The 23,719-nt window shown below is 69.1% G+C and carries 22 protein-coding genes; 14 read left to right on the top strand and 8 right to left on the bottom strand.

The features are described from left to right. Positions 1 to 159: 159 nt before the first annotated feature. Positions 160 to 417: a hypothetical protein gene (locus OG520_RS19560; RefSeq protein ID WP_406014012.1), complete on the bottom strand. Its 258-nt coding sequence runs from the start codon at positions 415 to 417 to the stop codon at positions 160 to 162. A gap of 73 nt (positions 418 to 490) precedes the next feature. Between OG520_RS19560 and upp the strand changes: the two genes are divergently transcribed. Then, entirely contained in the window at positions 491 to 1,126 is a 636-nt protein-coding gene (gene upp / locus OG520_RS19555) for a uracil phosphoribosyltransferase (RefSeq protein ID WP_266416595.1), read from the top strand. A 73-nt stretch (positions 1,127 to 1,199) separates the two neighbouring features. Here the strand turns inward: upp and OG520_RS19550 are convergent, their stop codons facing one another. After that, positions 1,200 to 1,796, bottom strand: a complete 597-nt coding sequence (locus OG520_RS19550) for a LytR C-terminal domain-containing protein (protein ID WP_406016520.1) — start codon at positions 1,794 to 1,796, stop codon at positions 1,200 to 1,202. 213 nt (positions 1,797 to 2,009) lie between these two features. Continuing rightward, on the bottom strand, positions 2,010 to 2,306 hold the full coding sequence (locus tag OG520_RS19545; protein WP_072488263.1) for a type II toxin-antitoxin system VapB family antitoxin: 297 nt from the start codon (positions 2,304 to 2,306) through the stop codon (positions 2,010 to 2,012). A gap of 102 nt (positions 2,307 to 2,408) precedes the next feature. Here OG520_RS19545 and OG520_RS19540 point away from each other — a divergent pair, with 102 nt between their 5' ends. Beyond that, on the top strand, positions 2,409 to 4,235 hold the full coding sequence (locus tag OG520_RS19540; RefSeq protein ID WP_406014011.1) for a helicase HerA-like domain-containing protein: 1,827 nt from the start codon (positions 2,409 to 2,411) through the stop codon (positions 4,233 to 4,235). A gap of 40 nt (positions 4,236 to 4,275) precedes the next feature. Here the strand turns inward: OG520_RS19540 and OG520_RS19535 are convergent, their stop codons facing one another. Next, positions 4,276 to 4,893, bottom strand: a complete 618-nt coding sequence (locus tag OG520_RS19535) for an HhH-GPD-type base excision DNA repair protein (RefSeq protein ID WP_399332234.1) — start codon at positions 4,891 to 4,893, stop codon at positions 4,276 to 4,278. 210 nt (positions 4,894 to 5,103) lie between these two features. On the opposite strand from OG520_RS19535, the gene OG520_RS19530 reads away from it, so the two are divergent. Then, complete coding sequence (locus tag OG520_RS19530) at positions 5,104 to 5,913, top strand: DUF4157 domain-containing protein (protein WP_399332232.1); 810 nt, start codon at positions 5,104 to 5,106, stop codon at positions 5,911 to 5,913. 131 nt (positions 5,914 to 6,044) lie between these two features. Here OG520_RS19530 and OG520_RS19525 read toward each other — a convergent pair whose 3' ends face one another. Further along, positions 6,045 to 7,367: a hypothetical protein gene (locus tag OG520_RS19525; RefSeq protein WP_406014010.1), complete on the bottom strand. Its 1,323-nt coding sequence runs from the start codon at positions 7,365 to 7,367 to the stop codon at positions 6,045 to 6,047. A gap of 210 nt (positions 7,368 to 7,577) precedes the next feature. Here OG520_RS19525 and OG520_RS19520 point away from each other — a divergent pair, with 210 nt between their 5' ends. From OG520_RS19520 to OG520_RS19505, 4 genes are all read left to right on the top strand, one after another. Beyond that, positions 7,578 to 8,204, top strand: coding sequence for a response regulator transcription factor (locus tag OG520_RS19520; protein WP_266416590.1), 627 nt, complete (start codon positions 7,578 to 7,580; stop codon positions 8,202 to 8,204). A gap of 193 nt (positions 8,205 to 8,397) precedes the next feature. After that, entirely contained in the window at positions 8,398 to 10,488 is a 2,091-nt protein-coding gene (locus OG520_RS19515) for a VWA domain-containing protein (protein WP_406014009.1), read from the top strand. A gap of 28 nt (positions 10,489 to 10,516) precedes the next feature. Continuing rightward, complete coding sequence (locus OG520_RS19510) at positions 10,517 to 11,329, top strand: DUF4255 domain-containing protein (protein ID WP_406014008.1); 813 nt, start codon at positions 10,517 to 10,519, stop codon at positions 11,327 to 11,329. After that, complete coding sequence (locus OG520_RS19505) at positions 11,326 to 13,374, top strand: ATP-binding protein (protein ID WP_406014007.1); 2,049 nt, start codon at positions 11,326 to 11,328, stop codon at positions 13,372 to 13,374. Before OG520_RS19510 ends, OG520_RS19505 begins: the two co-directional genes overlap by 4 nt. 69 nt (positions 13,375 to 13,443) lie before the next feature. On the opposite strand, the gene OG520_RS19500 is transcribed toward OG520_RS19505, so the two are convergent. Together OG520_RS19500 and OG520_RS19495 are read right to left on the bottom strand one after the other, a co-directional pair. Continuing rightward, positions 13,444 to 13,761 (bottom strand): helix-turn-helix domain-containing protein, encoded by a 318-nt coding sequence (locus OG520_RS19500; protein WP_383765750.1) that lies wholly within the window; start codon positions 13,759 to 13,761, stop codon positions 13,444 to 13,446. Beyond that, a complete protein-coding gene (locus OG520_RS19495; protein WP_406014006.1) occupies positions 13,758 to 14,123 on the bottom strand; it encodes a type II toxin-antitoxin system RelE/ParE family toxin in 366 nt (121 codons plus the stop codon). Before OG520_RS19495 ends, OG520_RS19500 begins: the two co-directional genes overlap by 4 nt. 433 nt (positions 14,124 to 14,556) lie before the next feature. Here OG520_RS19495 and OG520_RS19490 point away from each other — a divergent pair, with 433 nt between their 5' ends. The 3 genes from OG520_RS19490 to OG520_RS19480 all read left to right on the top strand — a co-directional run bounded on the left by OG520_RS19490 (position 14,557) and on the right by OG520_RS19480 (position 17,395). Continuing rightward, positions 14,557 to 15,369 carry an alpha/beta fold hydrolase gene (locus tag OG520_RS19490; RefSeq protein WP_406014005.1) on the top strand — a complete coding sequence of 271 codons (813 nt, stop codon included), beginning with the start codon at positions 14,557 to 14,559 and terminating at the stop codon, positions 15,367 to 15,369. Then, positions 15,366 to 16,625 (top strand): cytochrome P450, encoded by a 1,260-nt coding sequence (locus OG520_RS19485; protein WP_406014004.1) that lies wholly within the window; start codon positions 15,366 to 15,368, stop codon positions 16,623 to 16,625. The genes OG520_RS19490 and OG520_RS19485 overlap by 4 nt, the downstream gene beginning before the upstream one ends. 338 nt (positions 16,626 to 16,963) lie before the next feature. After that, a complete protein-coding gene (locus OG520_RS19480) occupies positions 16,964 to 17,395 on the top strand; it encodes a hypothetical protein (protein ID WP_406014003.1) in 432 nt (143 codons plus the stop codon). Between the two features lie 59 nt (positions 17,396 to 17,454). Here the strand turns inward: OG520_RS19480 and OG520_RS19475 are convergent, their stop codons facing one another. After that, a complete protein-coding gene (locus OG520_RS19475) occupies positions 17,455 to 20,811 on the bottom strand; it encodes a hypothetical protein (RefSeq protein WP_406014002.1) in 3,357 nt (1,118 codons plus the stop codon). A gap of 232 nt (positions 20,812 to 21,043) precedes the next feature. Here OG520_RS19475 and OG520_RS19470 point away from each other — a divergent pair, with 232 nt between their 5' ends. From OG520_RS19470 to OG520_RS19455, 4 genes are all read left to right on the top strand, one after another. Then, positions 21,044 to 22,594 (top strand): phage tail sheath family protein, encoded by a 1,551-nt coding sequence (locus OG520_RS19470; protein WP_406014001.1) that lies wholly within the window; start codon positions 21,044 to 21,046, stop codon positions 22,592 to 22,594. 77 nt (positions 22,595 to 22,671) lie between these two features. Further along, complete coding sequence (locus tag OG520_RS19465; protein WP_072488539.1) at positions 22,672 to 23,115, top strand: phage tail protein; 444 nt, start codon at positions 22,672 to 22,674, stop codon at positions 23,113 to 23,115. After that, the gene (locus tag OG520_RS19460; RefSeq protein WP_406014000.1) at positions 23,115 to 23,573 is read left to right on the top strand and encodes a hypothetical protein; all 459 of its coding nucleotides are present in this window, start codon (positions 23,115 to 23,117) and stop codon (positions 23,571 to 23,573) included. The genes OG520_RS19465 and OG520_RS19460 overlap by 1 nt, the downstream gene beginning before the upstream one ends. Beyond that, positions 23,570 to 23,713: a DUF6760 family protein gene (locus OG520_RS19455; protein ID WP_093896703.1), complete on the top strand. Its 144-nt coding sequence runs from the start codon at positions 23,570 to 23,572 to the stop codon at positions 23,711 to 23,713. The genes OG520_RS19460 and OG520_RS19455 overlap by 4 nt, the downstream gene beginning before the upstream one ends. Positions 23,714 to 23,719 lie beyond the last annotated feature (6 nt).

The raw sequence follows: 23,719 nt of genomic DNA, 5'->3' as shown, positions 1-23,719 counted from the left end.
GCGGGAGGGCAGTCGGTGGCCCGGCTGTCCTGCGTCCCGCCCATCGGAATCGTGGCAGAAACATGGGCTCCGCGAGAGGAGTTCGGCCGTTGCGTCGGCCACCAGTTCTCCTGGACGCCGCCACCAGGGGGACGCCGGGGATGCCGGACGGCCGTCCGGCTACCAGCGGAAGGTGCGCATGCGCATGGCCTGGCGCATCCGGGCCGCCCTCGCGCGGCGGGGCTGTACCCGGTCGCGGAGCGCCTTCGCCTCGTGGAGCTCGCGCAGGAATTGGGCGCGCCGCCTACGGCGTGCCGCGTCGTTCTCCTCCGGGTCCTGCTGGACCTGTGCGTCCTGCGGGGCCGGCGCGTCCGGCTGGTCCCGCTTCCGCTCTTCCCCGTCCGGCATCGGCTCATCACCCCAAGGCTGGGTCGGCATGCCCCCACCTTCCCCCCGAACATGCGGTTGATGCCAGCGCACGGGTGCGGGAGGCACGGTTACTGTTGAACCCATGCGGATCCACGTCGTCGACCACCCACTGGTCGCGCACAAACTCACCACCCTGCGCGACAAGCGCACCGACTCCCCGACTTTCCGGCGGCTCGCCGACGAGCTGGTCACCCTGCTCGCCTACGAGGCCACCCGGGATGTGCGCACCGAACAGGTCGACATCGAGACCCCGGTCACACCGACGACCGGTGTGAAGCTGTCGCACCCGCGGCCGCTGGTCGTGCCGATCCTGCGGGCCGGTCTCGGCATGCTCGACGGCATGGTGCGGCTGCTGCCGACCGCCGAGGTCGGCTTCCTGGGCATGATCCGCAATGAGGAGACGCTCAAGGCGGAGACGTACGCCACCCGGATGCCGGAGGACCTCTCCGGCCGCCAGGTGTACGTCCTGGACCCGATGCTGGCCACCGGCGGCACGCTGGTCGCGGCCATCCAGGAGCTGATCAAGCGCGGTGCGGACGACGTCACCGCGGTCGTGCTGCTCGCGGCGCCCGAGGGCGTCGAGGTGATGGAGCGTGAGCTGGCCGGTACGCCAGTGACCGTCGTCACCGCCTCGGTCGACGAGCGGCTCAACGAGAACGGCTACATCGTCCCGGGCCTGGGTGACGCGGGCGACCGGATGTACGGCACGGTCGACTAGGACCCGAGCGAGTCGCCCCGGGCTGCCGGGCCGCGCCGGGCTGCCGGGCCGCGCCGGGCCGCCCCGGCAGCCGTCAGCAGGACGACGGTGCGGGGGCCGGCTTCGTCAGGGCGGCGAGGGCCGCGGCCGCCGACTGGGGCGTGCTGAACGTCTTGAACTTCGTACCCAGAATCAGATCGACGTCCGACGTCCTGCGGGCGTCGGTCTTCGGGGTGGCGCCCCGCAACTGCGTACCGAGGACCGGGAACGAGCCGTTCGTGGCCGAGGGGGCGCCCAGCAGCACCCCGGGTCCGGGGACCTTCTTGTCGTACGCGGCCGGGGCGTTGCCCACCTTGCCGATGGTGAAGCCGCGCTTCTTCAGTTCGTCGGCCGCCTGCTTGGCGAGCCCGCTGCGCGGTGTCGCGTTGTAGACGTTGACGGTGATCTTCGCGGGCTTCGGCAGCACCTTCGCGGGCGCGGACGGCTTGGCGGAAGCGCAGTCCGTCTTGTGGTCGGCGGCGCTGGCCTTCCGGTCGCCGCCGGTGAAGACGTCGATGAGCTGCATCGTGCCCCATCCGGCCAGCCCGAGGGCGACCACGGAAGCGGTGGCAGCGAGGATCAGTTTGCCGCGACGCCGGGGGCGGCGCATCTTCGGATACTTGTCGCCCGTGATGCGGTACTTTCCGCCCATGCCGGGGGGAGTGAGCATGCTCATGGGCGCAGCGTAGTGCGACCCGGTGATGATGCCTACTAAATGATCAATGGATCGCACCCGTCCGGGTGCGAAAGCACCCGAACGAACCCCGGAGCACCCGAAGGTGTCGCAGGGGCCGTGGGTCCTGCCGGTCCTGCTCGTCCTGCCGGTCCCGCTCGTCCTGCCGGTCCGTGGAGGGACCCGCTTCGGTCAGCCGAGTTCGAGCACGCGGGCGTGCAGTACCTGGCGCTGCTGAAGTGCGGCGCGGACCGCGCGGTGCAGTCCGTCCTCCAGATAGAGGTCGCCCTGCCACTTCACTACGTGCGCGAACAGGTCACCGTAGAACGTCGAATCCTCGGCGAGGAGGGTTTCGAGGTCCAGGTTGCCCTTGGTGGTCACCAGCTGATCGAGACGGACCGGGCGCGGCGCGACGTCCGCCCACTGCCGGGTGCTTTCCCGGCCGTGGTCGGGATAAGGCCGCCCATTTCCGATGCGCTTGAAGATCACACGGAAAGCCTACCGGGCAAGAGCCTCCGGGCGCAGCCACGGGGCCGGACTGCAATGCTGGCAAGAACGCCACAAAAGCAGGCATTCCGGAATGGGGCCTCGATGAATGACAGCGACAGCACGGGCGGTCGCACGGGCGCGGGCATGGGCGGAGCCACGACTCCGGGCACGACCGGCGGTCCGGACGCGGATGCGCCGCAAGGGGCGGGCGCCGATGTGCGGGCCGCGGGCGCCGGTGCGCAAGGCGCGGGCGCCGGAGTGCGGGAAGCTGCGGGGGCCGGTGTGCAAGCCGGGGGAGGCGGCGCGCAAGCCGAGGAGGGCGGTGTGCGGGCCGAGGGGGCCGGTGCTCTGCCGGAGCCGGCTCGGGAGATCGCCGCCGGGTACGCCGTTTCCGGGGCCGCCCTCGATCTGGGCGCGTTGCTCTGGGACGGCGCCTGCCTGCCGGACGCTCAGATCCGGATTCCGCTGGCGATGCTCAACCGGCACGGGCTCGTCGCGGGCGCCACCGGAACCGGGAAGACCAAGACGCTCCAGCTGATCGCCGAACAGCTCTCGGCCGACGGTGTCCCCGTCTTCCTCGCCGACATCAAGGGCGATGTCTCGGGCATCGCCGCCCCCGGCGCGCCGGGGGACCGGGTCACCGGGCGCGCCGGACAGGTGGGGCAGGCGTGGGAGGCCAAGGGCTTCCCGTGCGAGTTCTACGCGCTCGGCGGCATCGGCCCCGGCATCCCGCTGCGCGCGACGGTCACCAGCTTCGGACCCGTACTCCTGTCCAAGGTGCTTCAGCTCAACCGGACGCAGGAACAGTCGCTCGGCCTGATCTTCCATTACGCCGACGCCAAGGGCCTGGAGTTGCTGGACCTCAAGGATCTGCGGGCCGTGGTCGCTTTCCTCGTCTCGGACACCGGAAAGGCCGAACTCAAGGAGATCGGCGGACTCTCCACGGCGACCGCGGGAGTGATCCTGCGGTCGATCACCGCCTTCGAGCAGCAGGGCGCGGGCGACTTCTTCGGGGAACCCGAGTTCGACACGGCCGAGTTGCTGCGGCAGGCGCCGGACGGGCGCGGGCTCGTATCCGTACTGGAACTGGCGGCGGTGCAGGACAAGCCCCAGCTCTTCTCCACTTTCCTGATGTGGCTGCTCGCCGACCTCTTCCACGATCTGCCGGAGGTCGGTGACCTCGACCGGCCGAAGCTCGTCTTCTTCTTCGACGAGGCGCATCTGCTCTTCAAAGGGGCCTCGAAGGCGTTTCTGGAATCGATCACCCAGACCGTGCGGCTGATCCGGTCCAAGGGCGTGGGCATCTTCTTCGTCACGCAGACGCCGCGCGATGTGCCCGCGGAGGTGCTGGCACAGCTCGGGAACCGGGTGCAGCACGCGCTGCGCGCCTTCACCCCGGACGACGCGAAGGCTTTGCGGTCGACGGTGAAGACGTTCCCGAACTCGCCCTACGAACTGGAGGAGTTGCTGACCCGGCTGGGCATCGGCGAGGCCGTGATCACGGTACTGAACGAGAACGGCGCGCCGACTCCGGTCGCCGCGACCCGGCTGCGGGCGCCGCAGTCGCTGATGGGGCCGTACCCGGCGGCGGAACTCGACGCGGCGGTGAAGGGCTCTCCGCTGTACGGGCGTTACGCACAGGCGGTGGACCGGGAGTCGGCCTACGAGAAGCTGAGCGCCGGTCAGGAGGCGCAGCGCCGGGCCGCCGAGGCGGAGGCCGCGGACCGGGCGGCGGTGGAGGAAGCGGTGCGCGGTGAGAAGGCGCGCGGGGCCGGGAAGGCGGCCAAGAGGGCGGCCAAGGAGGACACCTCGCTGGTCGAGCAGGTGGTGGCGAGTGGGATGTTCCGGTCGCTGGCCCGGTCCGTCGGGACGCAGCTGGGGCGGGAGATCTCGCGGTCGCTCTTCGGTACGGCCCGCCGCCGGCGGTAGGCGGGGTCCGGTGCTTCGGGGCCGCTGTTGCTCCGCGGCGCTACTGCTCGGCGGCGCGCTTGGCCGCCTTGGCCGCCTGCTTCGCGTGCTGCTTGTACGCGCGGACCTCGGCGAGCGACTCCGGGCCCGTGATGTCGGCGACCGACCGGTGCGAGCCGGCCTCCCCGTACGGTCCCGCCGCCTCTCGCCAGCCCGTCGGCCGGACCCCGAACTGCTTGCCCAGCAGCGCCAGGAAGATCTGCGCCTTCTGGGTGCCGAACCCGGGCAGCGCGTTCAGCCGTTTCCGCAGCTCGGCCCCGTCCGGGACATCGGTCCACACCGCGCTCGCGTCGCCGTCGTACTCCGCCACCAGGTACTGGCACAGCTGCTGGACCCGCTTGGCCATCGAACCGGGATAGCGGTGCAGGGCGGGCTTCGCGGTGAACAGCTCGGTGAGCGCCTCCGGGTCGTGGGCGGCGATCTCATACGCGTCCAGATCGTCCTTGCCCATCCGCTGCGCCAGGGAGTACGGGCCGGAGAAGGCCCACTCCATCGGCACCTGCTGGTCCAGCAGCATGCCCACCAGAGCGGCGAGCGGGCTGCGCGCGAGGAGCTCGTCCGCCTTCGGCTCCTGGGCGATCCGCAGGGTGATGTGCTGGTCCTTGTCGCTCTTGGTCATGCCTTCGATCATCCCGACGGCGGAGTGGCCCGGCCACTCCGCCGGCCGCCGGTGCAGCCGTTTGCCGTACGGACGGATCGGGTGCCCGAAGGGGCAGGACCGGCTGCCCCCGGCCGGCGGGGTCCGGGCTGGACGGGGCAGCGGGGCGTCGTGAAGGTGGAGTGGTGAGGCCATCACGACGCGCCTTCGACCGGGGCGCGGGCAGGGGAGATGACGATGCACGCACAGGAATGGGACCAGGAGCACGACCACGAGCGGGATCACGGACACGGGCATGAGCACGACGAGCCCGTGCACGCGTCGAGGGCGTCCGAGGGCCGGGAGGCGGCGGACACCCCGCACCTCTACCGGGCGGCGGCCGCGGGTCGGGCCGATGTGGTCGGGGCCGGCGGCATGAGCGTGCTCCAGCGAGCGGTCGGCAACAGCGCCGTGGGGTCGATGCTCCAGCGCAAGGAGGAGGAAGAGCGCTCCCCCGTGCACGATGTGGTCTCGTCGGGCGGAGGGCAGCCCCTGGACACCGACACCCGGGCCGATCTGGAGGGCCGGATGGGCGCGGACTTCTCCGACGTACGGATCCACACGGACTCCGCCGCACACGAGTCCGCGAAGGGCGTGGGCGCCCACGCGTACACGGTCGGCAACAACGTGGTCTTCCAGCGGGACGCCTACGATCCGTCCTCGCCGCAGGGCCGTACCACGCTGGCCCATGAGCTGACCCATGTGATCCAGCAGCGCAACGGCCCGGTGGAGGGTACGGAGGCGGCGGGCGGGATCCGGGTGAGCGACCCCTCCGACCGCTTCGAGCGGGAGGCCGTCGCGAACGCCGACCGGGTGCTGTCGGACCCGGCCCCGGCTTCGGACCCGGCTCCGGCTCCCGCTTCGGCTCCGGCAGCGGGTGCGGCTGCTGTGCAGCGCGCCGCGACGGAGGACGAGGACGAGCAACCGGCCGATGTACAGGGCTCCTTCGTGCAGCGGGCGAAGGAGGGCGCCGAGGAGGAGGAAGAGGCCCCGCCCGAGTGACGGGCCTTCGGCGGACGGTGCCTCGTGGCCCGTCCGCCGTATCCGTCCGCGAGTCCGCCGCGCCCGTTCGCCCGTCGTGTCAGCCCGCCGTATCCGTCCGCCGCGCCCGTTTGCCGTGTCAGTCCGTCGCGTCAGTTCGCCGTGTCCGTCTTCATCGTGCCGCCGAGGAACAGTGACTCCGAGCATCGCGAAGGCGTCGGCGCGTTCACCGGCTTGCCCACCTTCCGGCAGTCGACGGTCATGGTGACCTTGCCACCGGCGGGCACCATGATCGGGGTGACGAAGTGGTAGTCGGAGTCGCGGAAGTTCTCCATCGCCAGCCGGAGCACGGGCGCGTCCCGGCCCGAGGAGACCACGAGCGTCCCCGCGTCGCCCTGCGGGTTCTGGACCACGATGTCGGTCAGCTGGAAGGTGTGCCCGCTGGGCACCTGCAGGGCCGTCGAGGTGTTCGAACCGCCGCCCACCGAGTCCCTGACCTGCACCTGCGCACTGGTCGGGGCCGCGGCCGACGCGTCGGAGGACGCATCGGGGCTCGGTGAGGGGCTGGGCTTCGGCGAGCCCCCGTTCGCCCCGGAGGAGTCGCCTCCGCCCGACGCCGCGCCGGCCGAGGAGCCCTTGTCGGGGGCCTTGCTCTTGTCGGCCGCGGCCGCGGACCGTACCGCGTCCGGTGTGATCGCCTCCCGGGCCGCGGACTTCACGGCCGGGCGCAGCAGCGCGTACCAGAGCCCCACCAGCGCGATCAGCAGTACGGCCGCGGTGATCAGCGCCCGGGGGAGCCAGCGCGGCAGGATCGGCTCCTGCTGGTACGAGCCGTCCACGACCACCGGGGCGACCGGGGCCTGGTCCTCGGCCACGTCCGGGGTGGCGACCAGCTGGAAGGGATGAGTGATCGGGATGCCGCGCCACACGCGCTTGGCGGGCCGGATCCGCACCTTCCCGAACTCCGCCCGCCCGGGGGCGATCTGCAGTGTGTCCGCCGCGAACGAGACCCGCGCCCGCTCCGTACCCGACTGAGCCCCCAGCCGTACGGTGACCGGGGCGTTCCCCCGGTTGTCGACGGCGAGTTGGTGCCTGCCGCGCCAGGCACCGTGCGAGCTGCGCGGTACGAGTTCGGCGGTCGTTTCGGTGAAGGGAAGTACCGTCACCCGGCCTTCGGGCACCACCGTGTCGCCCTGCTCGCTGGTGGGCACCACCTGTATGCCGAAGGGCGTCTCCCCCGCGAGTACGGTCGAGTCCCGGGGCGGACGCAGCATGAGGGAGACCGTCTGCGAGTCGCCCGGATACAGGGAAAGCGTCGCCGGCTCGACCGTCGACCAGGCGGCACACGCACCGATCACCTCGAAGCGGTACTCCTCGACGGTGCTGCCGGAGTTCAGGATCCGCAGGGGGAGGGCCGTCTCCTCGCCCGGTGCGGCAGTGACGGACGATTCGTCGAGGCTTGCCGTGAGACTCATACGGCGCACCGTAGGTTCGCCACCGAACCCCGACATCGACCGTGAAGGAACACTTCCGGGCAGATTCCGTGCCCGGATCGGCTTTTTTGTTTCCCTGTAAGGAAACGCGGGCATCTTTTGACCGCCTCAGACGAGTGAGGCAAACGAAAACAGCCGTGTTGGTTGTGTTCGACGTGACGCCATCGGCTGTTGCCCAGGGGGAGCATTGCCATGGAGCGCACCACTGTCGCATTACGGGCCCAGGATCCGATCTCGCAAGCGGGCGTGGCCAGTCAGTTACGTACCCGACCCGAAGTCAGCGTGATGGAGTGGGGGGAGGGCGACGCCTCCCCCCAGATCGTGATCGTCGTCGTGGACACGGTCGACGAGGCGGTGTTGACGATGCTGCGCCACATCCAGCGCACCAGCACCTCACGCACCGTACTGGTCACCACGGACATCGACGAGCAGAAGCTGGTGAGCGCCGCGGAGTGCGGTGTCGCCGGTGTGGTCAGGCGCTCCGAATCGACTCCGGAGCATCTCGTGCAGGTCATCGGGACGGTGGCGCGGGGCGAGGGCCATCTCCCGTCCGACCTGCTGGGAAGGCTGCTTGAGGAGGTGGGCCGCCTCCAGGGGCAGGTGCTCGGCCCCCGCGGGCTGCATTTCACCGGTCTCGCGGCGCGCGAGGTGGATGTGCTGAGGCTGGTCGCGGAGGGGTACGACACCGCGGACATCGCGACGAAGCTGGCTTACTCCGAGCGCACCATAAAGAACGTGCTGCATTCGGTGATGACCCGGCTGCAGTTGCGGAACCGCTCGCACGCGGTGGCGTACGCGATGCGGCAGGGGCTGATCTGAGCCGACCCGCGCGGGTGCGTGCGGCGCGGTTACGTACGTCGCCTCGCTGAGGGCTGTCCCGTAGAGCCCCCGCTGCCCTTTCGGGCAGCGGGGCCTTCCCGAGGGTGTGACTCCCGTACCGCTGTGCGTCCGCCGCCGGTGCAGGACCCTGACGTCCGGTGTGCCGATCGGGCGAGGGTGGGGGAGGACTTCCGTGCGCTGGTTCCAGCCGCTTCGGCGGGTGCCGCGGTCGCGGCCGGGCAGGCCGGGCCGGGCCGGACCGTCCTCCTCGCGCCGCGCGCTCACCGCGCTCCGTGTCCCGGCCCTCGCGCTGCTTCTCGTGGCCACCGGCATCGCGCCCGGTTCGGCCGTCACCACCGGTGCGTCGGCGGTGTCGGTGCCCGAACCCTGGGTCACGCCAGCCGAGTTCACCGACGCGGTCGACCCGGGCGGCTCCACGGGAGTGGCCAAGCAGGTGCGTACGCCCGCGATTCCGCCGAGGCCGGATGTGATCCTGCTGGTGGACGGTACCGCCAGCATGGCCGATCCGATCAAGAGCGTGCAGGAGAACCTGCCCAAGATCACCGACAAGATCCTCGCGGAGCAGCCCGACTCCCGGTTCGCCGTGGCCACGTTCGGCGATCAGGAGGGCGACCCCAATGCCGGTTTCAGCGTGCTCCAGGGGCTGACGGACGACCTCGAAGCGGTGCAGGCAGGTGTCAACAAACTGGACACCGCGTTGGGCGGCAAGAGCCGGGGCCCGTCCGAGGACTGGATCAACGGGCTGTGGCAGATCGCCAACGGGGCCGGTGGCCAGACGGTCTTCCGTGACGGGGCGAGCCCGGTCGTCGTGCTGGTCGGCGATGCTTCCAGCCACGCCCCGAGCAATGGTCACAGCATCGACGACACGATCTTCGATCTCCAGGACAAGGGGGTCCGGGTGATCGGTGTCGATGTCGCGAGCAAGATCGGCGACGGTCTGAACGGCAACGGTGACGCCGGTGATCCCGAATATGTCGAGGACCCGCTCACCACGCCCGACCAGGCGACCCGCATCATCAACGCCACCAACGGCCGCCTGCTGGAGGGGATCGACGGTGACAGGGTGGCGGAGGCCATCGCCGAAGGATTCAGCAACCTCCCCACCAACGTGAGTTACCGCCTGGACAACTGCGATCCGCATCTGTCCGTCAGCCTCGATCCGCCCACCCAGCAGCTCACCAGCGGCGACACCGCGCACTTCGCCGAGAACATCGACGTCTCCGCGGACGCGCCCCAGGGCACCCGGCTGAGCTGCACCGTCCAGTTCCTGATGGGCACCCAGGCCCCGGGTGCGGAGACGATCGGGCCGGCCGCGGCGGCCGATCCGGACTTCCAGGAACAGATCAACATCGATGTGAACGACATCGACGCGCCCGTCGTCACCGTGGACGATCTGACCGTCCGGGCCAAGGACAAGAAGGGCGCGCGCGTGACGTACGCCGCCACCGCCGAGGACGCCACCGACGGCACGCTTCCGGTGACGTGCACCCCTGCCTCCGGTTCGCTCTTCCCGGTCGGCCGCACCACGGTGAGCTGCTCGGCGACCGACTCGGCGGGCAACACGGGGACGGACGCGGCGGAGATCGAGGTCATGGAAGCCCCCGTCCCGCCCTCGGCGGATGTGGCGATGAAGGTCGACGTCAGCCCGGACCGCACCTACACCGGCCGCCCGGCCCGTGCCCGCTTCACCATCACCAATGCCGGTCCGGACCCGGCGACCGGCGTGGTCATCGGTTCCACCTGGCCGAAACCGTCCACGGGGAAGGACCGCAGCCTGCCCGCCCTGACCCGCTGCACGACGGCGAAACCGTGCACCGTCCCGGCCGGCGGCCGCATCGAGGTGATCCAGACCGCGACGTACCGCGCGGCGATCACCGGGGACGTACGGGCCACCGTGCGTGGCACGCTGCCGGACCGCCGCGAGGCCAACAACCAGGACAGCGACCGGCTGCGCGTCCTGAAGCCCTCGCTGACCGTCACCCCGCAGGTCGCCAAGCCGGGCCAGCCGGTGCTGGCCCGCGGCAAGGACTACCCACCGGGCGCGACGGTACGTTTCACGTGGAACACCGGCATCACCCCCGGGGGAGCCACCGCCACGGTGGGTCGCGACGGCACCTTCGAGGTGCAGGTTCTGGTCCTGCGCAAGGACAAGCTGGGTCCGCGCGAGCTGAGGGCGGACTCACGCGACCTCGACCGGCTGCAGAAACCGGTCCTGGTGGTGCAGCGGAATCTCCAGCCACCGGACTTCGCGGGCCGCGCATGAGCGCCGGCGACCGCACGGGAGTGATCAGGTGATCCACGAGGTCGACGACGTACTGCGGGCGCTGATCAGGGCGGAGGTGCTCGAAGGCGGCCAGATCGCGGTGGTCTTCGACGCCCCCACCCGGGAATGGGCGGCGAAGGTCAACGCGCCCATGGTCAACCTGTATCTCTACGACATCCGCGAGGACATGCGCAGGCGCGAGCGGGGTCTGCACAACGACTACGACGAGCGGGGCACGATCGTCGCGCGCCGTCGCCCGCCCCGGTTCTTCAAGCTGTCGTACCTGATCACGGCATGGACGAAGCGCCCGGAGGACGAACACCGGCTGCTCTCGTCGCTGCTCGGCTGTCTGCTCCGCTACGAGGCGCTGCCGCCGGAGCGGCTGGCGGGCACCCTGGCCGAGATCGGGGCACCCGTACCGATGTCGATCGCGCTGCCGCCGCCGGAGGACCGTTCGTTCGCCGACGTATGGAGCGCGCTGGGCGGGGAGTTGAAACCCTCGCTCGACCTGGTCATCAGTGTGCCGGTGACGGCCTCGCCGAGCTATGTGGTCGGGCCGCCGGTGGGCGACGAGGGATTGCAGGCCCGCTTCGGGGACGTGCCCGAGGGCACCGAGCCCGTATCGGAACCGATGCCGGGCCGCGGGGGCCTCCCGGTGTACGGAGGCCGTCCGGGCCGTCCGGGGCGTCCGGGGCGGCCGGGGCGGCCGGGCGGGGACGCCGCCTCGCGTGCTCCCGATGCGGAACGACGCGGCCTGTCCCTCCGCATCACGGAGACCCGGAAGGGCCGGGACACTCGCGCGGAAACCCGGAAGGGCCGTACGGAGGATGGCGCCGAATGACCACCGCGGGTGATTCGAACCTGCGCCATCTCCTCGCACGCGCGGTGGCGGTGGAGCAGCGCATCCGACGGGCGGTCGAGGCCCGGCAGCTCACCGATCCGGACCCGGACGACGCCTTCCGCGGCCTCTACCTCACGGACGAGAACATCGCCCGCCTGCTGGACGAGGACGAGGCCCGCGCCTTCCCGCTCCCCGTTCCGCCGCCCTCCGCTCCCGACTCCGGTGAGGCATGGGAGGAGCGGTCCGGACTCACCTCCCTGGCCGCCGAGTTCGGACTCACCGCCCTGGACGTCGAGATCCTCCTCATCGCGCTCGTACCGGATCTCGACGACCGGTTCGAGGCGTTCTACGGCTACCTGAACGACGACGTCACCCGCCGGCGTCCCTCCAGCGGCCTGGCGCTGGGCCTGTGCGGGCTGTCCCCCGCCGACCAGGTGGCGCGCGGCCGGCTGTCGGCCCGTGCCCCGCTCCGCGAGGGCCGCCTCCTCCTGGTCGAGGACCTGGACCGCCCGTTCCTGAGCCGGGCGCTGCGCGTCCCCGACCGGGTCACCGCGCACCTGCTGGGCGACGACACCCCCGACCCGCGGCTGGCCGATCTCCTCGCCCCCTGGCATGCCGTACCGGGCGTCGGCGACCCGGCCCCGCTCGCCGGGGCGCTCGCCCACGGCGCCTCGCTGGCCTACCTCCGCGAGGACCAGGGCGGCGCGGGCACGGCGCTCGCCGCCTCCGCGCTGACCCGTGCGGGCCACCGGGTCCTGGGCCTGGACCTGGCGCGCCTCGCCGAGGACCCGTCCCCGGCCGAGGCGGTCCGCTCCCTGGTCCGGGAGGCCCGGCTGACGGGTGCGGGCGTGGTCTGCGCCCCGCTCGACGCGGTCTCCCGCGAGCACCCGGAGCTCCTCCGGCTGCTCACCGGCACCCCGGTCCCCACGATCCTGGTGGGCCGGGCTCCCTGGGACGCGGCCTGGTCCGCCGCCCCGCCCCTCCTCCTGCACGCCCCACGCGTGGAACCCTCGACCAGAGCGGCCCTCTGGACCGACGCGTACGACGCCCCCGTCCCCGGGACCATCGACGTGGACCGGCTGCTCTCGCCGTTCCTCCTCACCCCGGAACAGATCACCCGCGCCGCCCGGGGCGCCGCCCAGACCACCCATCTGGACGGCGGCACCCTCACCCCCGACCACGTCCGCCAGGGCGCCCGCGCACAGAACGCGGCGGGCCTGGACCGCCTGGCCCGCCGCATCGAACCCACCGTCACCTGGAACGACCTGGTCCTCCCGCCGGACACCCACGCCCAGCTCCGCGAACTCACGGCCCGCGCGAGGCACCGCGACCGGGTCCTGGGGGAGTGGGGCATGCGCCCCGGCGGCGGCAGGGGACGGGGCGTGTCCGCCCTCTTCGCGGGCGACTCCGGTACCGGCAAGACGATGTCGGCGGAGGTCATCGCCGCCGATCTCGGCCTTGACCTCTACACGGTCGATCTGGCGACGGTGATCGACAAGTACGTGGGCGAGACGGAGAAGAACCTGGAACGGATCTTCTCCGAAGCGGCGGGCGTGAACGGAGTGCTGCTCTTCGACGAGGCGGACGCGATCTTCGGCAAACGCTCGGACGTGAAGGACGCCCACGACCGCTACGCGAACGTCGAGAGCGCGTACCTCCTCCAGCGCATGGAGTCCTTCGACGGCCTGGCCATCCTGGCCACCAACCTCCGGGCCAACCTGGACGACGCGTTCACCCGCCGCCTGGACCTCGTCATCGACTTCCCGGTCCCCGACCCCGAACAGCGCCTCGTCCTCTGGGAGCGCTGCCTGGGCCCCGTACTCCCCCGGGGCAAGGACCTTGACCTCGCCTTCTGCGCGGAGAACTTCGAGCTGGCGGGCGGCAACATCCGCTCGATCGCGGTGACGTCCGCGTACCTGGCGGCGGACACGGACGAGCCGGTGACGATGCCGACGCTGATCCACGCGATCCAGCGCGAGTACCAGAAGCTGGGCCGGCTGACCCTGGCGTCGGAGTTCGGCCCGTATCTGGGGCTGCTGGCCTGAGCGCCCGACATCTGTCGATCGCGTGGAAGATCGGCTCGCTGTGCCCGGACGAGCCGGTTGGGCTCAGCGTCAGGCGATCACGACACGGGAGCCGTTGAAGTTGGCAACGATCTCCAACTGCCCACCGAGCGCGGCGATGTAGGCAGCGATGGTTCCGACTTCCGTGGCTGTTGTCCTCCCACGTTCAATGGCCGACACCCGCTCCTGCCGCACGTGCATGCGGTCAGCGATTTCGCTCTGGGTCAGGCCCAGTTGTTTCCGCATTTCGACCAGTCGATGCGCTCGCGCCTCGGCCACCATGCGATGGGCTCCGCGCTCGATCTCCTCAAGATCCTCGGCATCGAAGACCTCGTTCTTCACTTCGTCCCAGGAGTGGAAAGTAGTCATTTCGATGTGCCCTTCTGCCGCTGAGCCAAGTGTGCCAACCAGTCGTCGTACCGCCCCTCGGCCACGGGGATCGACTGGCTGTACCACTCATGCCACCTTCCCGACTTGTTGCCGGCTACCAAGAGAACCGCGTTGCGGTCAGGGTCGAAGACGAACAGGATGCGAATCTCGCTTGTCCCGCCAGAGCCGGGCCGCAGTTCTTTGAGGTTGTGTATCGACGACCCTTTGATCCTGTCCACCAGAGGGCGTCCAAGGTCGGGCCCTTCCTCGACAAGCGCTTGGAGTGCCTGCCCCACAAGCCGAGCCGTGTCCCGATCATCCTTTCGCAAGCCGAGCAGCCACTCGCGAACCTCGCCCACCATTTCAAGGCTCCAGGACATATTCCCTCGCCGTGCAGTACGTATGCATACTAGTACGCTGCCATGCTGTGGGCGAGGTGAGGCCGAAACGTGTTAGCTGTCCCTCAAACGGGTGGCGCGCCGAGCCTCGCAGAGGCTGGCACGGTCTCTGTGCCCTTGTGTCGGGCCTGCTCGTCGAGGTGGACCTCACCATTGCACTGCCCGACTGAGTTCGCTGTTCACCATCGGGCTTCGAACGGCTTCCCCTGGCGGTCGACGTCAGCCCGTGGCTCCGTCCGGATGCGCCGGGCCGTACCTGGGGTTGCCGGAGTAATGCTGGCGGCCTGGCTTCAGGGGCATTTGCGTGGAGCCTTGCGCGAGATCGGGGTTGCCGCCACCGTGGTCAGGGCCGGGCCGGTGACCGACCGGGCCACTCCGTACGGCGACAGGAGTCCGCGTGACCGCATTGCCTGTTCTGCCCCACGAACTGCACGGCGACGGCCCGCACAAGGTCATCGCGGTGCACGGCTGGCTCGCCGACCGCTCCGCGTACGCCCCCGTGCTGCCGGATCTGGACCTCGGTTCGTTCCAGTACGCGGTGGTGGACCTGCGGGGATACGGCGAGGCCCGGGACGTGGACGGCGCGTACACCACGGCCGAGGGGGCCGAGGACGTGCTCGCGCTGGCCGACCGGCTCGGCTGGGAGCGGTTCTCGCTGATCGGCCACTCGATGGGCGGGTCCGTCATCCAGCGGACACTGGTCGCCGCGCCGGAGCGGGTGCGCAGGATCGTCGGGGTCTCGCCCGTCCCCGCGTCCGGCCTGCCCCTCCCGCCCGAGCAGTGGGAACTCTTCGCCGCGGCGGCGCATACCCCGCAGAACCGCCGCATCATCCTCGACACCACCACCGGGGGCCGCCGCCCGGCGGGCTGGCTGGACCGCATGGTGCGCCGCTCGGTCGAACGCAGTGACGCCAAGGCGTTCCGGGCCTGGCTGGACTCCTGGGCGGGCGAGGACTTCCACGACCGGATCGAGGGTTCGCCCGTGCCCGCTCTCGCCGTCGTGGGCGCGCTGGACCCGGCCCTGTCCGCCGAGCTGCAGCGTGCCACCTGGATGCGCTGGTTCCCGCGGGCCGAACTGGTGGAGCTGCCGTCGTGCGGCCACTACGCGATGGACGAGACCCCGCTCGATCTGATCCGCGTGATGGAGGACTTCCTGCGGGCGGACGCGGAGGACGGCGGGGGCGCGGAGGACGTCGGGGCGAACGCGTGACCGGGTCCGTACCGGACGTCTTCGACCCCAGGCAGTACGGGCAGGGCATCCCTCACGACCACTACCGCCATCTGCGCGACCACCACCCCGTGGCGTGGCAGGAGGAGCCGGAGGTGCTCGGCTGGCCGGCGGGCCCCGGCTTCTGGGCGGTCACCCGACACGAGGACGTGGTCCGGGTCCTGAAGGACTCCTCGACGTACTCCTCGTACCTGGGCGCCACCCAGATCCGCGACCCGGACCCCGCCGACCTCCCGTTCATCCGCCGCATGATGCTCAACCAGGACCCGCCGCACCACCGGCGCCTGCGCGTACTCGTCAGCCGCGCCTTCACCCCGAAGCGGATCGACCGCTTCGAAACGGTCGTACGCGAACGCGCCCGGTCCCTGCTCACCCGCGCGGTCACCGAGGCGCGGGCCGGCGACGGCACCTGCGATCTCGTCACCCAGGTCACCGACGACTACGCCCTGCTCAATCTCACCGACCTGCTGGGCGTACCGGACACCGACCGCGCTCTCCTCCTCCACTGGACCCAGCGCGTCATCGGCTACCAGGACCCCGACGAGGCCGGAACCCCGGAACTCGGCCCGGACGGCAAACCGCTCAACCCCCGTTCCCCGTCCGCCCTGCGCGACATGTTCGACTACGCCCATGCCCTGGCCGCCCACAAGCGCCGCCACCCCGCCGATGACGTGATGACGTCCTTGGCGACAGACCCCGAACTCACCGCCCCCGAGCTGGAGATGTTCTTCTTCCTCCTGGTGGTGGCCGGAAACGACACCGTACGCAGCGCGGCCCCCGGCGGCCTGCACCTCCTGGCGGAGAACCCCGAGGCGTACGGTCGCCTGCGCAACGGCGAGGTGGGGTTGGCGACGGCCGTGGACGAACTCCTCCGCCGCCACCCCCCGGTCCTCACCTTCCGCCGCACGGCCACCGAGGACACGGAGCTGGCGGGCACCCGTATCCGGGGCGGCGACAAGGTGGTCGTCTTCCACGCCTCGGCCAACCACGACGAACGCGTCTTCCCCGCCCCGTTCACCCTGGACCTCTCCCGCTCCCCGAACCCCCACGTCTCCTTCGGCGACGGCCCGCACGTCTGCCTGGGCGCGCACTTCGCGCGGCTGCAACTGCGTGCGCTGTACGAGGAGATGTGCCGTGCTTTGCCTGGCTCCCTCGAACCCGCGGGCCCGCCGCGCCGTCTGGTGTCGAACTTCATCAATGGATTGAAGTCACTGCTGGTGCGGGTGGTCGACGCCTGACAGCCGAACTGTCAGGGAGAGGCGGTACCCCGGCAGGGTGGCAGCTACCGGTGCAATGCAGGTACTCGACAGGCATCTCGCCAGGCCTGACATGGATGACCTGCTCGCTGTGACACAGCTGGTGCGTCTTGGCCAGTCGGTGCCTGCAGTATGGACTCCGCAGATTGCTCCCATGAATGTTCCTAAAGCTGCTTGGCCTCAGCCGGGCCGTACTCTCCCGTGATCAAAAGAATTTGCAGTGATCCTGGGATGAGAGTCGCCCGGTTGGGAAGAATTGCTGCGTTGTGAACTGTTGAGCTCATCTATCCGGCAGGCGGCGTCGAGTCGATTGGGATCGCATGGGTAGCGAATCACGCGAAGGCATCTACGGTGCATATGCGGATTGTTACAGGGAGAACCTGGATCGTATCCGTGGTGCCTATATCGATGTCGCTCTGACTGAAGCCCTGGATGACAGGGAGACGAAAAGCGGACTTGCGGCGTTGCGTGCGGATTGGCGTCCGCCGGAGGAAAAATTGGCGCCTCTGGAAGACGCGGTGACCGGGGAAGGCCCTGATGCTGTCTCCGAAAGCGCTCAGGCGGCGTCGAGTGCATTGGTCCGTTACGGCGCTTTGGTGCTCGAAGCGATCAAAGTGGAAGCGGCCCGCAGGGAGAGATGCGTACAAGATGCCAAGAATGCCTACGGGGCGACGTACAAAGCATATGTCGGATTCCTGTATTCGGCTGCGGAGGTGTTGGGGCAGGCAGATTTTCTGAGGAGCAGGTCGTGATCACCTTCTCTGGGTGAGTGGGGTCCGGCATGATGTAGACGAAGAGGCCTTGATCGGCTTCAGTTGTGTCCTCTCTTGCGCCACCCCGACGGAAGTCGGGGGAGCGTGCGCTCACAGGCAAGGATAAGAATTTGGCGAATCTCCTCAAGTTGTAGCTCGCCTTTATAGAATTCCCTCTTATTAGATATGAGTGGTACGGAATCCCTGTCCACCACATTGTCCAGCCACTCTTCGACGGCGAAAATTGCATAGACCGATGAGGTTTCTAAGGCTCCAATCATCCTCAAGGAGTCTTCTTCGCCGCCTCGGGTTTCATCATAGTATTGTGCGATGCTGTGGATCAGTGTCGTAAAGGCGAGGACTGCTTCTTGGGATGCTTTCCCGTAAGCCTTGGAGTGAGCATCGCCCTCTGGTTCGTGGCCTGCCTTTTTTCTGACTACTATCTCGGGTAAGTTTTCAGCCTTTCCCTGTGCACTGTCCAGGGATGCCAGCAAGAGCGAGGCCGTTTTTGCGTGGGGCGTGTTCAAGTGATTCAGGCCGTCGGTCGCAATGTTGTGTATCTTTTTCAATGTTCCTGAAAGTCCTAGGGCAAAAACGTGGTCACCTCTCTTGGGTCCATTGGAGCCATTCTTCTCTTCTTTAGGGTTTACTTCACCTTCGATGGTATAGTTCTCGACGCCATCGGCAGTTATCTCAATAGTTAGGGATAGCTTTTTCATCCCGTAACGCTTCTTGATGGGGCGAAGTTGCTCCCTTTTCTCCTTTTCTTCAGTGTCCTTCTTCGCGATCGCCTCGGCGGCGGTCATGCCTGCATGTAGATCATTTCGCTTCTGGGCGTCTGTCCGTTGGTCCGGGCCTTTGTCTTTATTTTTCGGATCTGCGCGGTCCTTGTTTCTGAGTTTGTTCCAGAGGGCCTTGCCTTTCTTGGTGATGAAGTTGACGATTTTGTCGATGGCGCGGTTGACGGGTTTGGCGACGGCGTGGAAGACGGATTTGACTTTGTTGGCGAGGTTGCCGATGCCGAGGAGTGAGGCGAGGAAGCCGATGAGGAGGGGGACGCTGGCGGCGAGGGCGGCTTCGACCATCTTCGGAACGCCTGCCGAGCCGCCGTTGGCGATGGCTATGACCGCGTCGAGGACGGCGTTGACGAATTCGACGATCTGGGCGCCCTGGTTCACGATGAACGTGACGATGTCGATGATTCCCTTGACCGCGCGGACGAAGGCGGAGGCGGGGTTGAGGAGGGAGATGATCCAGGTGATCCCGGCGATGATGACGGTGGGGATCAGGTAGCTGGTGAGTTTTTCGAGGATGGTGGCCTTGAGGTCGCCGGCCTCGGACTCGATTTCCTTGACGGCGCCTGCGGGGCCCTCGGCGGCGAGTTTCTTGGCGACGGGGACGGACTGTTCGACGGCGGTCAGGGCCTGGTCGGGGATGCCCTTGCGGGTGATGCGGGCGCGGATGTTGGCCCAGGTCAGGCCGAGGAGGGAGCCGATGAGCTGGATGATGCCCTTGAGGTCGAACTTCTGGGGGAGTTCGAGGCCGGCCTTGACGGCGGTGCCCAGCAGCCAGGACACGACGCCGGTCTTGAGGTGTTCGGCGATGTTGGTGACGAAGAGGTTGAGGCCTGCGCCGACCGCGCGTACGAGGTTGCCGAGGAACCCGATGGGGTCCTTGATGATCTTCATGATGGCGGAGGCGGCCTTGGCGAGGATGCCGAGGAGGAGGTTCTTCAGTTCGTTGATCGTCTTGATGACGCCGACGATCGCGTCCTTCGCCTTGTCGATCAGGCCCTTGTTGGCCTCCTGGAGCTTCTTGATCTCCTCGTCGACCTTGTTCAGCGCGGCGGTGTACTTCTGCGCGAGATCCTGGACGAGCTGCTCGGACTTCTCGTTGACCGTGGCTTCGAGGTCGTCGAACTTCCCCGCGAAGTCGGCGGCGGCCTCCTGGCCGAACTGCTTCAGGTCTGCGGGGAGTCTGTCGACCTCGGCCTTGAGTTCGGTGCGGCCCTTCGCGATGCGGGCCTTGGCCTTGCCGAGTTCGGCGCCGATGATGTCGGCGACCGACGAGATGACCGTCTGCATCTTCGCCACGTAGAGCTTGCGGGCTTCCTGGAAGAGGTCGTTGGCCTCCTTCGGCATGCCCATCAGCTTGTCCTTGGCCCACTTCGCCGGGCCGAGCATCCCGGAGTAGCGCTTGTCCTTGTACTTCTTCATCCGGCGCTTGTGGTCGGCGGTGAAGGCGTCCCGGGCCGCTTTCTCGCCCTGGGTGAATGCCTCATCCACCTTCTTGTCGAGGCCGGACAGGGTGGCCTCGACGTCCTTCTTCGTTCCGTCGTAGACCTTCTGGAGCTTCGCCGTTACCTCGGCGCGTTTCTTCTCGTCCTTCGACTTCGTCTCGCCCTTGCCGCCGTCGACCTGTTTGCCCGCCGAGGCCCTGGTCGCCGTCAGGGCGTTGATGGCCTGGGTGCCGGAGGCCGCCGCCCCGGCCTTGGCGGTCGAGAGTTGTTGGGCCTCGGCCGCCTTGCCCTTGGCGGGGGCCTTCGCGGAGTCCGTCTCTGCGGTCTTCTTCGCTGAGAGGGCCTGGTCGAACTCGGGCTCGTTGCCCTTGGCGAGCTGGTCCTCGGTGACCTCCGCGTCCGCCATTGTCTGGTCGTTGGCGGCCGGGCCTTCGGAGAAGTCCGTGACGGAGGCGGGCTGCTGGGCGGGAGTGGCATCCGCCGGCGACGGGGCGCCGGGGTTGACGGGTGCCTGGTCGGGGGTCATCGGGGTGACGGGTTTGTCCTTGGCCGCCGATGTGTCCGGCGGGGCCTTGGTCGCCGTGTCGATGTCCTTGGCGGAGGACTCCTTGCCGTCCTTGACCTTCCCGTCGACCTCGCCCTTGATCTGATCTGCCTTGCCCGACTTGGAGAACTTGTCCGCCTGGTCCAGGTTCTTCGGTGCCTGCGCGTCGATCGCCTTGTTCACTGCGTCGATGAACGCCTGCTTGTTGAACTCACCCGGCTTCGCGGCGTTCATCTTCTCCGCGTTGGCCGCCTTGCCCTGGGCTTCCTTGTCGTCGGGAGGCGCGACCGCCGCGTCCTGTGCCGACTTCGACTCCGTGGCGGCCGGGGCGTGCGCGGCCAGACGGCCCCTCTTCGCCGCCACATCCGCCTTGACCTTCCGGAAACCGGGCGCCTGCGCCGGGGACGGTTTCACCGGGGCCGTGTAGCGCTGGGCCACCAGGCGGGAGACGGCCCTGTTGCCCGCCGCGCGTTGCAGGCGTTGCAGGCTGCGGGGGGCGGGGGCCGGGCGGTCGCCCGGTGGGCGCTCCGGTGCGGTCGTCGTGCGGGAGACGTCCGTACGCGGGCCGGCTGTACGAGAGGAAGCGTCGCCGGTACGGCCAGAGGCGGGGCCCTTCTCCGGAACCTCCCTCATCCGCCCTCCCGGCCGCAGATGTCCCTGTCGGCGTCCCAGGGTGTGCGCGGGGCCCGCGAGATACGCAGGGCAGGAGCACCGCGATCGGGGCAGCGCCCGGCGGCACGTACAGCGCGGGGGCATTGCCTGATCGGGCAGCGGCCGGTGCACGGGTGGGCGGCCGAGTGTCCGTTCCCGGTGATCGCCGCTCTCGCAAGAATTGCGGGCGTTCCCCGGCCAAGGAGAGACTCACATGCCGTCGTACCTGTCCCCGGGCGTCTACGTCGAAGAGATCGAGTCCGGGTCCCGGCCGATCGAAGGGGTGGGCACCTCGGTCACCGCCTTCGTCGGCTTCGCCCAGAAGGGCCCGTTCGACGAGCCGACGCTGATCACCAACTGGAGCCAGTTCGCCGGGACGTTCGGTGACTTCGTCGACGGTACGTATCTGGCGTCGGCCGTGTACGGGTTCTTCGCCAACGGCGGGGGTGTCTGCTACGTGGTGCGCATCGGTGACGGAACCGAGCCCCCGGCGGACGGGGAGGACGACCAGGCCGTCGGGCAGCTGCCCGCGGGGTCGGAGACACAGCTCGGGCCGTACGCGGTGAAGCCCCGCCCCGGTGTGACGGGAGAGGTGACCGTCGAGGTGGCCGAGGCGGAGGGGGACGATCCGCCCTCCGACGTCTTCCAGCTGATCGTGAAGCGGGACGGGCAGGTTGCGGAGACGTACCCGAGCGTCACGACCAAGCGCAGCAAGGAGAACGTCGCCACCCGGGTCAACGCGAAGTCGGAGCTCATCGAGATACGCGAGACGGCCCGCGGAGCCGCCCCGGCCAAACCCGGGCCGCAGAGCGTGACCCTGGCCCCCGCCGCGCCCGCCTCACCCGCTGCCGGGGCACTGACCCCCGAGCTGTACGTGGGCGACCCCGACCGCCGGACCGGGTTCGGCGGGCTCGAAGCGGTCGAAGAGGTCACGACCATCGCCGTGCCCGACCTGATGAGCGCGTACGAACGCGGGCTGCTGGACCTGGAGTCGGTGATCGCCGTGCAGCAGGGGCTGATCAGCCACTGCGAGTTGATGGGCGACCGCGTCGCCATCCTCGACCCGCCGCCGGGACTGAGCCCGCAGCAGATCCGCGCCTGGCGCACCGACCGTGCCAACTTCGACTCCAAGTACGCCACGCTCTACTACCCGTGGATCCGGGTCGCCGACCCCGCGTCCGGGCGCGCCCGGCTCGTCCCGCCGAGCGGCCACATCGCCGGGGTCTGGGCGCGCAACGACGAGTCGCGCGGTGTGCACAAGGCCCCGGCCAACGAGGTCGTGCGCGGGGCGGTCGCCCTGCAGACCCAGCTGACCAAGGGCGAACACGATCTGCTCAACCCGATCGGGCTGAACTGCATCCGGTCCTTCCCCGGGCGCGGCATCCGGGTCTGGGGCGCGCGCACGCTGGCCTCCGACCCGGCCTGGCGCTATCTGAACGTCCGGCGCCTCTTCAACTACCTGGAGGAGTCGATCCTCGCCGGTACGCAGTGGGTCGTCTTCGAGCCGAACGACGACGCCCTGTGGGCCCGTATCCGGCGCACCGTCTCGGCGTTCCTGGTCAACGAGTGGCGCAAGGGGGCGCTGTTCGGGCTCACCCCGGAAGAGGCGTTCTACGTCAAGTGCGACCGCGAGACCAACCCGCCGGAGAGCATCGACGCGGGCCAGGTCATCTGCGAGATCGGGGTGGCACCGGTCAAGCCCGCCGAGTTCGTCGTCTTCCGCCTCTCCCAGCTGACCGGGGGCACCGGCGGTGTCGACGAGTAGCGCCGCCGGGAGCCGGGCCGTAGCAGCGCGGCCGTCCTGAGGTCCACCAAGCGGTTAAAGCGGTAAAGGAGCCTGTTGTGCCACTTCCCGATCTCGACAGCACCGTCGGGGCCTCCTTCGGCCTCGAATTCGACAGCGTCGTCATCAAGCAGATCACCGAGGTCAGCGGTCTGAAGATGGAGCAGGACGTCATCGAGCTGAAGCAGAACACCGCGGACGGCCGCTACGCCATCAAGAAGCTCCCCGGCAGGCCGAAGGCCGGTGAGGTGACCGTGACCCGCGGTCTCACCGAGGACAACAGCTTCGAACGGTGGATCAAGGACTCCCGGTTCGGCCGGATGACCGCGGCCCGCCGCAACGGCGCGGTCATCGTGTACGACCACGAGGGCATCGCCATCAAGCGCTACAAGCTCATCAACGCCTGGCCGAAGTCCCTGGAGATCGGCACCCTCAAGGCCGGTGACACCTCGGTCCTGACGGAGAAGCTCGCGATCACCTACGAGAGCATGGAACTCGACTGATGCGACGTACGGCTCCGGCGGAGGCCGTCGAACGGCCGGACACGCACCTCCCGGCCGGCGGGAGCGGACGGTCCGGCCAACGGGACACGCTCCGCACCGAGTTCACCTTCGAGCTGCCGCGCGGGTACGTCGACGATGCGGGCGTCGTGCACCATACGGGCGTCATGCGGCTCGCGACCGCGCGCGACGAACTCGTACCGCTGCGGGACGACCGGGTGCGGGAGAACTCCGCGTACCTCTCGGTCGTGCTCATCGCCCGGGTCGTCACCCGGATCGGCACGATCGACGACATCCACCCCGGCATCATCGAGGACCTCTTCGCCTCCGACCTGGCCTTTCTCCAGGACTTCTACCGGCGGATCAACGCCGAGGGGCACACCCGCGCCGCCGTCACCTGTCCGGCCTGCCAGGAGGAGTTCGCGGTGAATCTCGCCGGTGGCCGCCTGGGGGAATCGTGACGTACGCGGCCGACCTGCTCTACGAGGAGGTCGCGTACCTCGCCTATCACTTCCACTGGCCGCTCGATGAGCTGCTGGATCTGGAGCACCCGGAACGACTGAGGTTCGTCGCACAGATCGCTCGCCTCAACGGGCAGTAGCGAACA

The sequence above is a fragment of the Streptomyces sp. NBC_00984 genome (assembly GCF_045162475.1).
Lineage (GTDB): Bacteria > Actinomycetota > Actinomycetes > Streptomycetales > Streptomycetaceae > Streptomyces.
The sequence above is the reverse complement of the archived record's forward strand: the minus strand, read 5'-3'. Positions and strand labels throughout refer to the sequence as shown.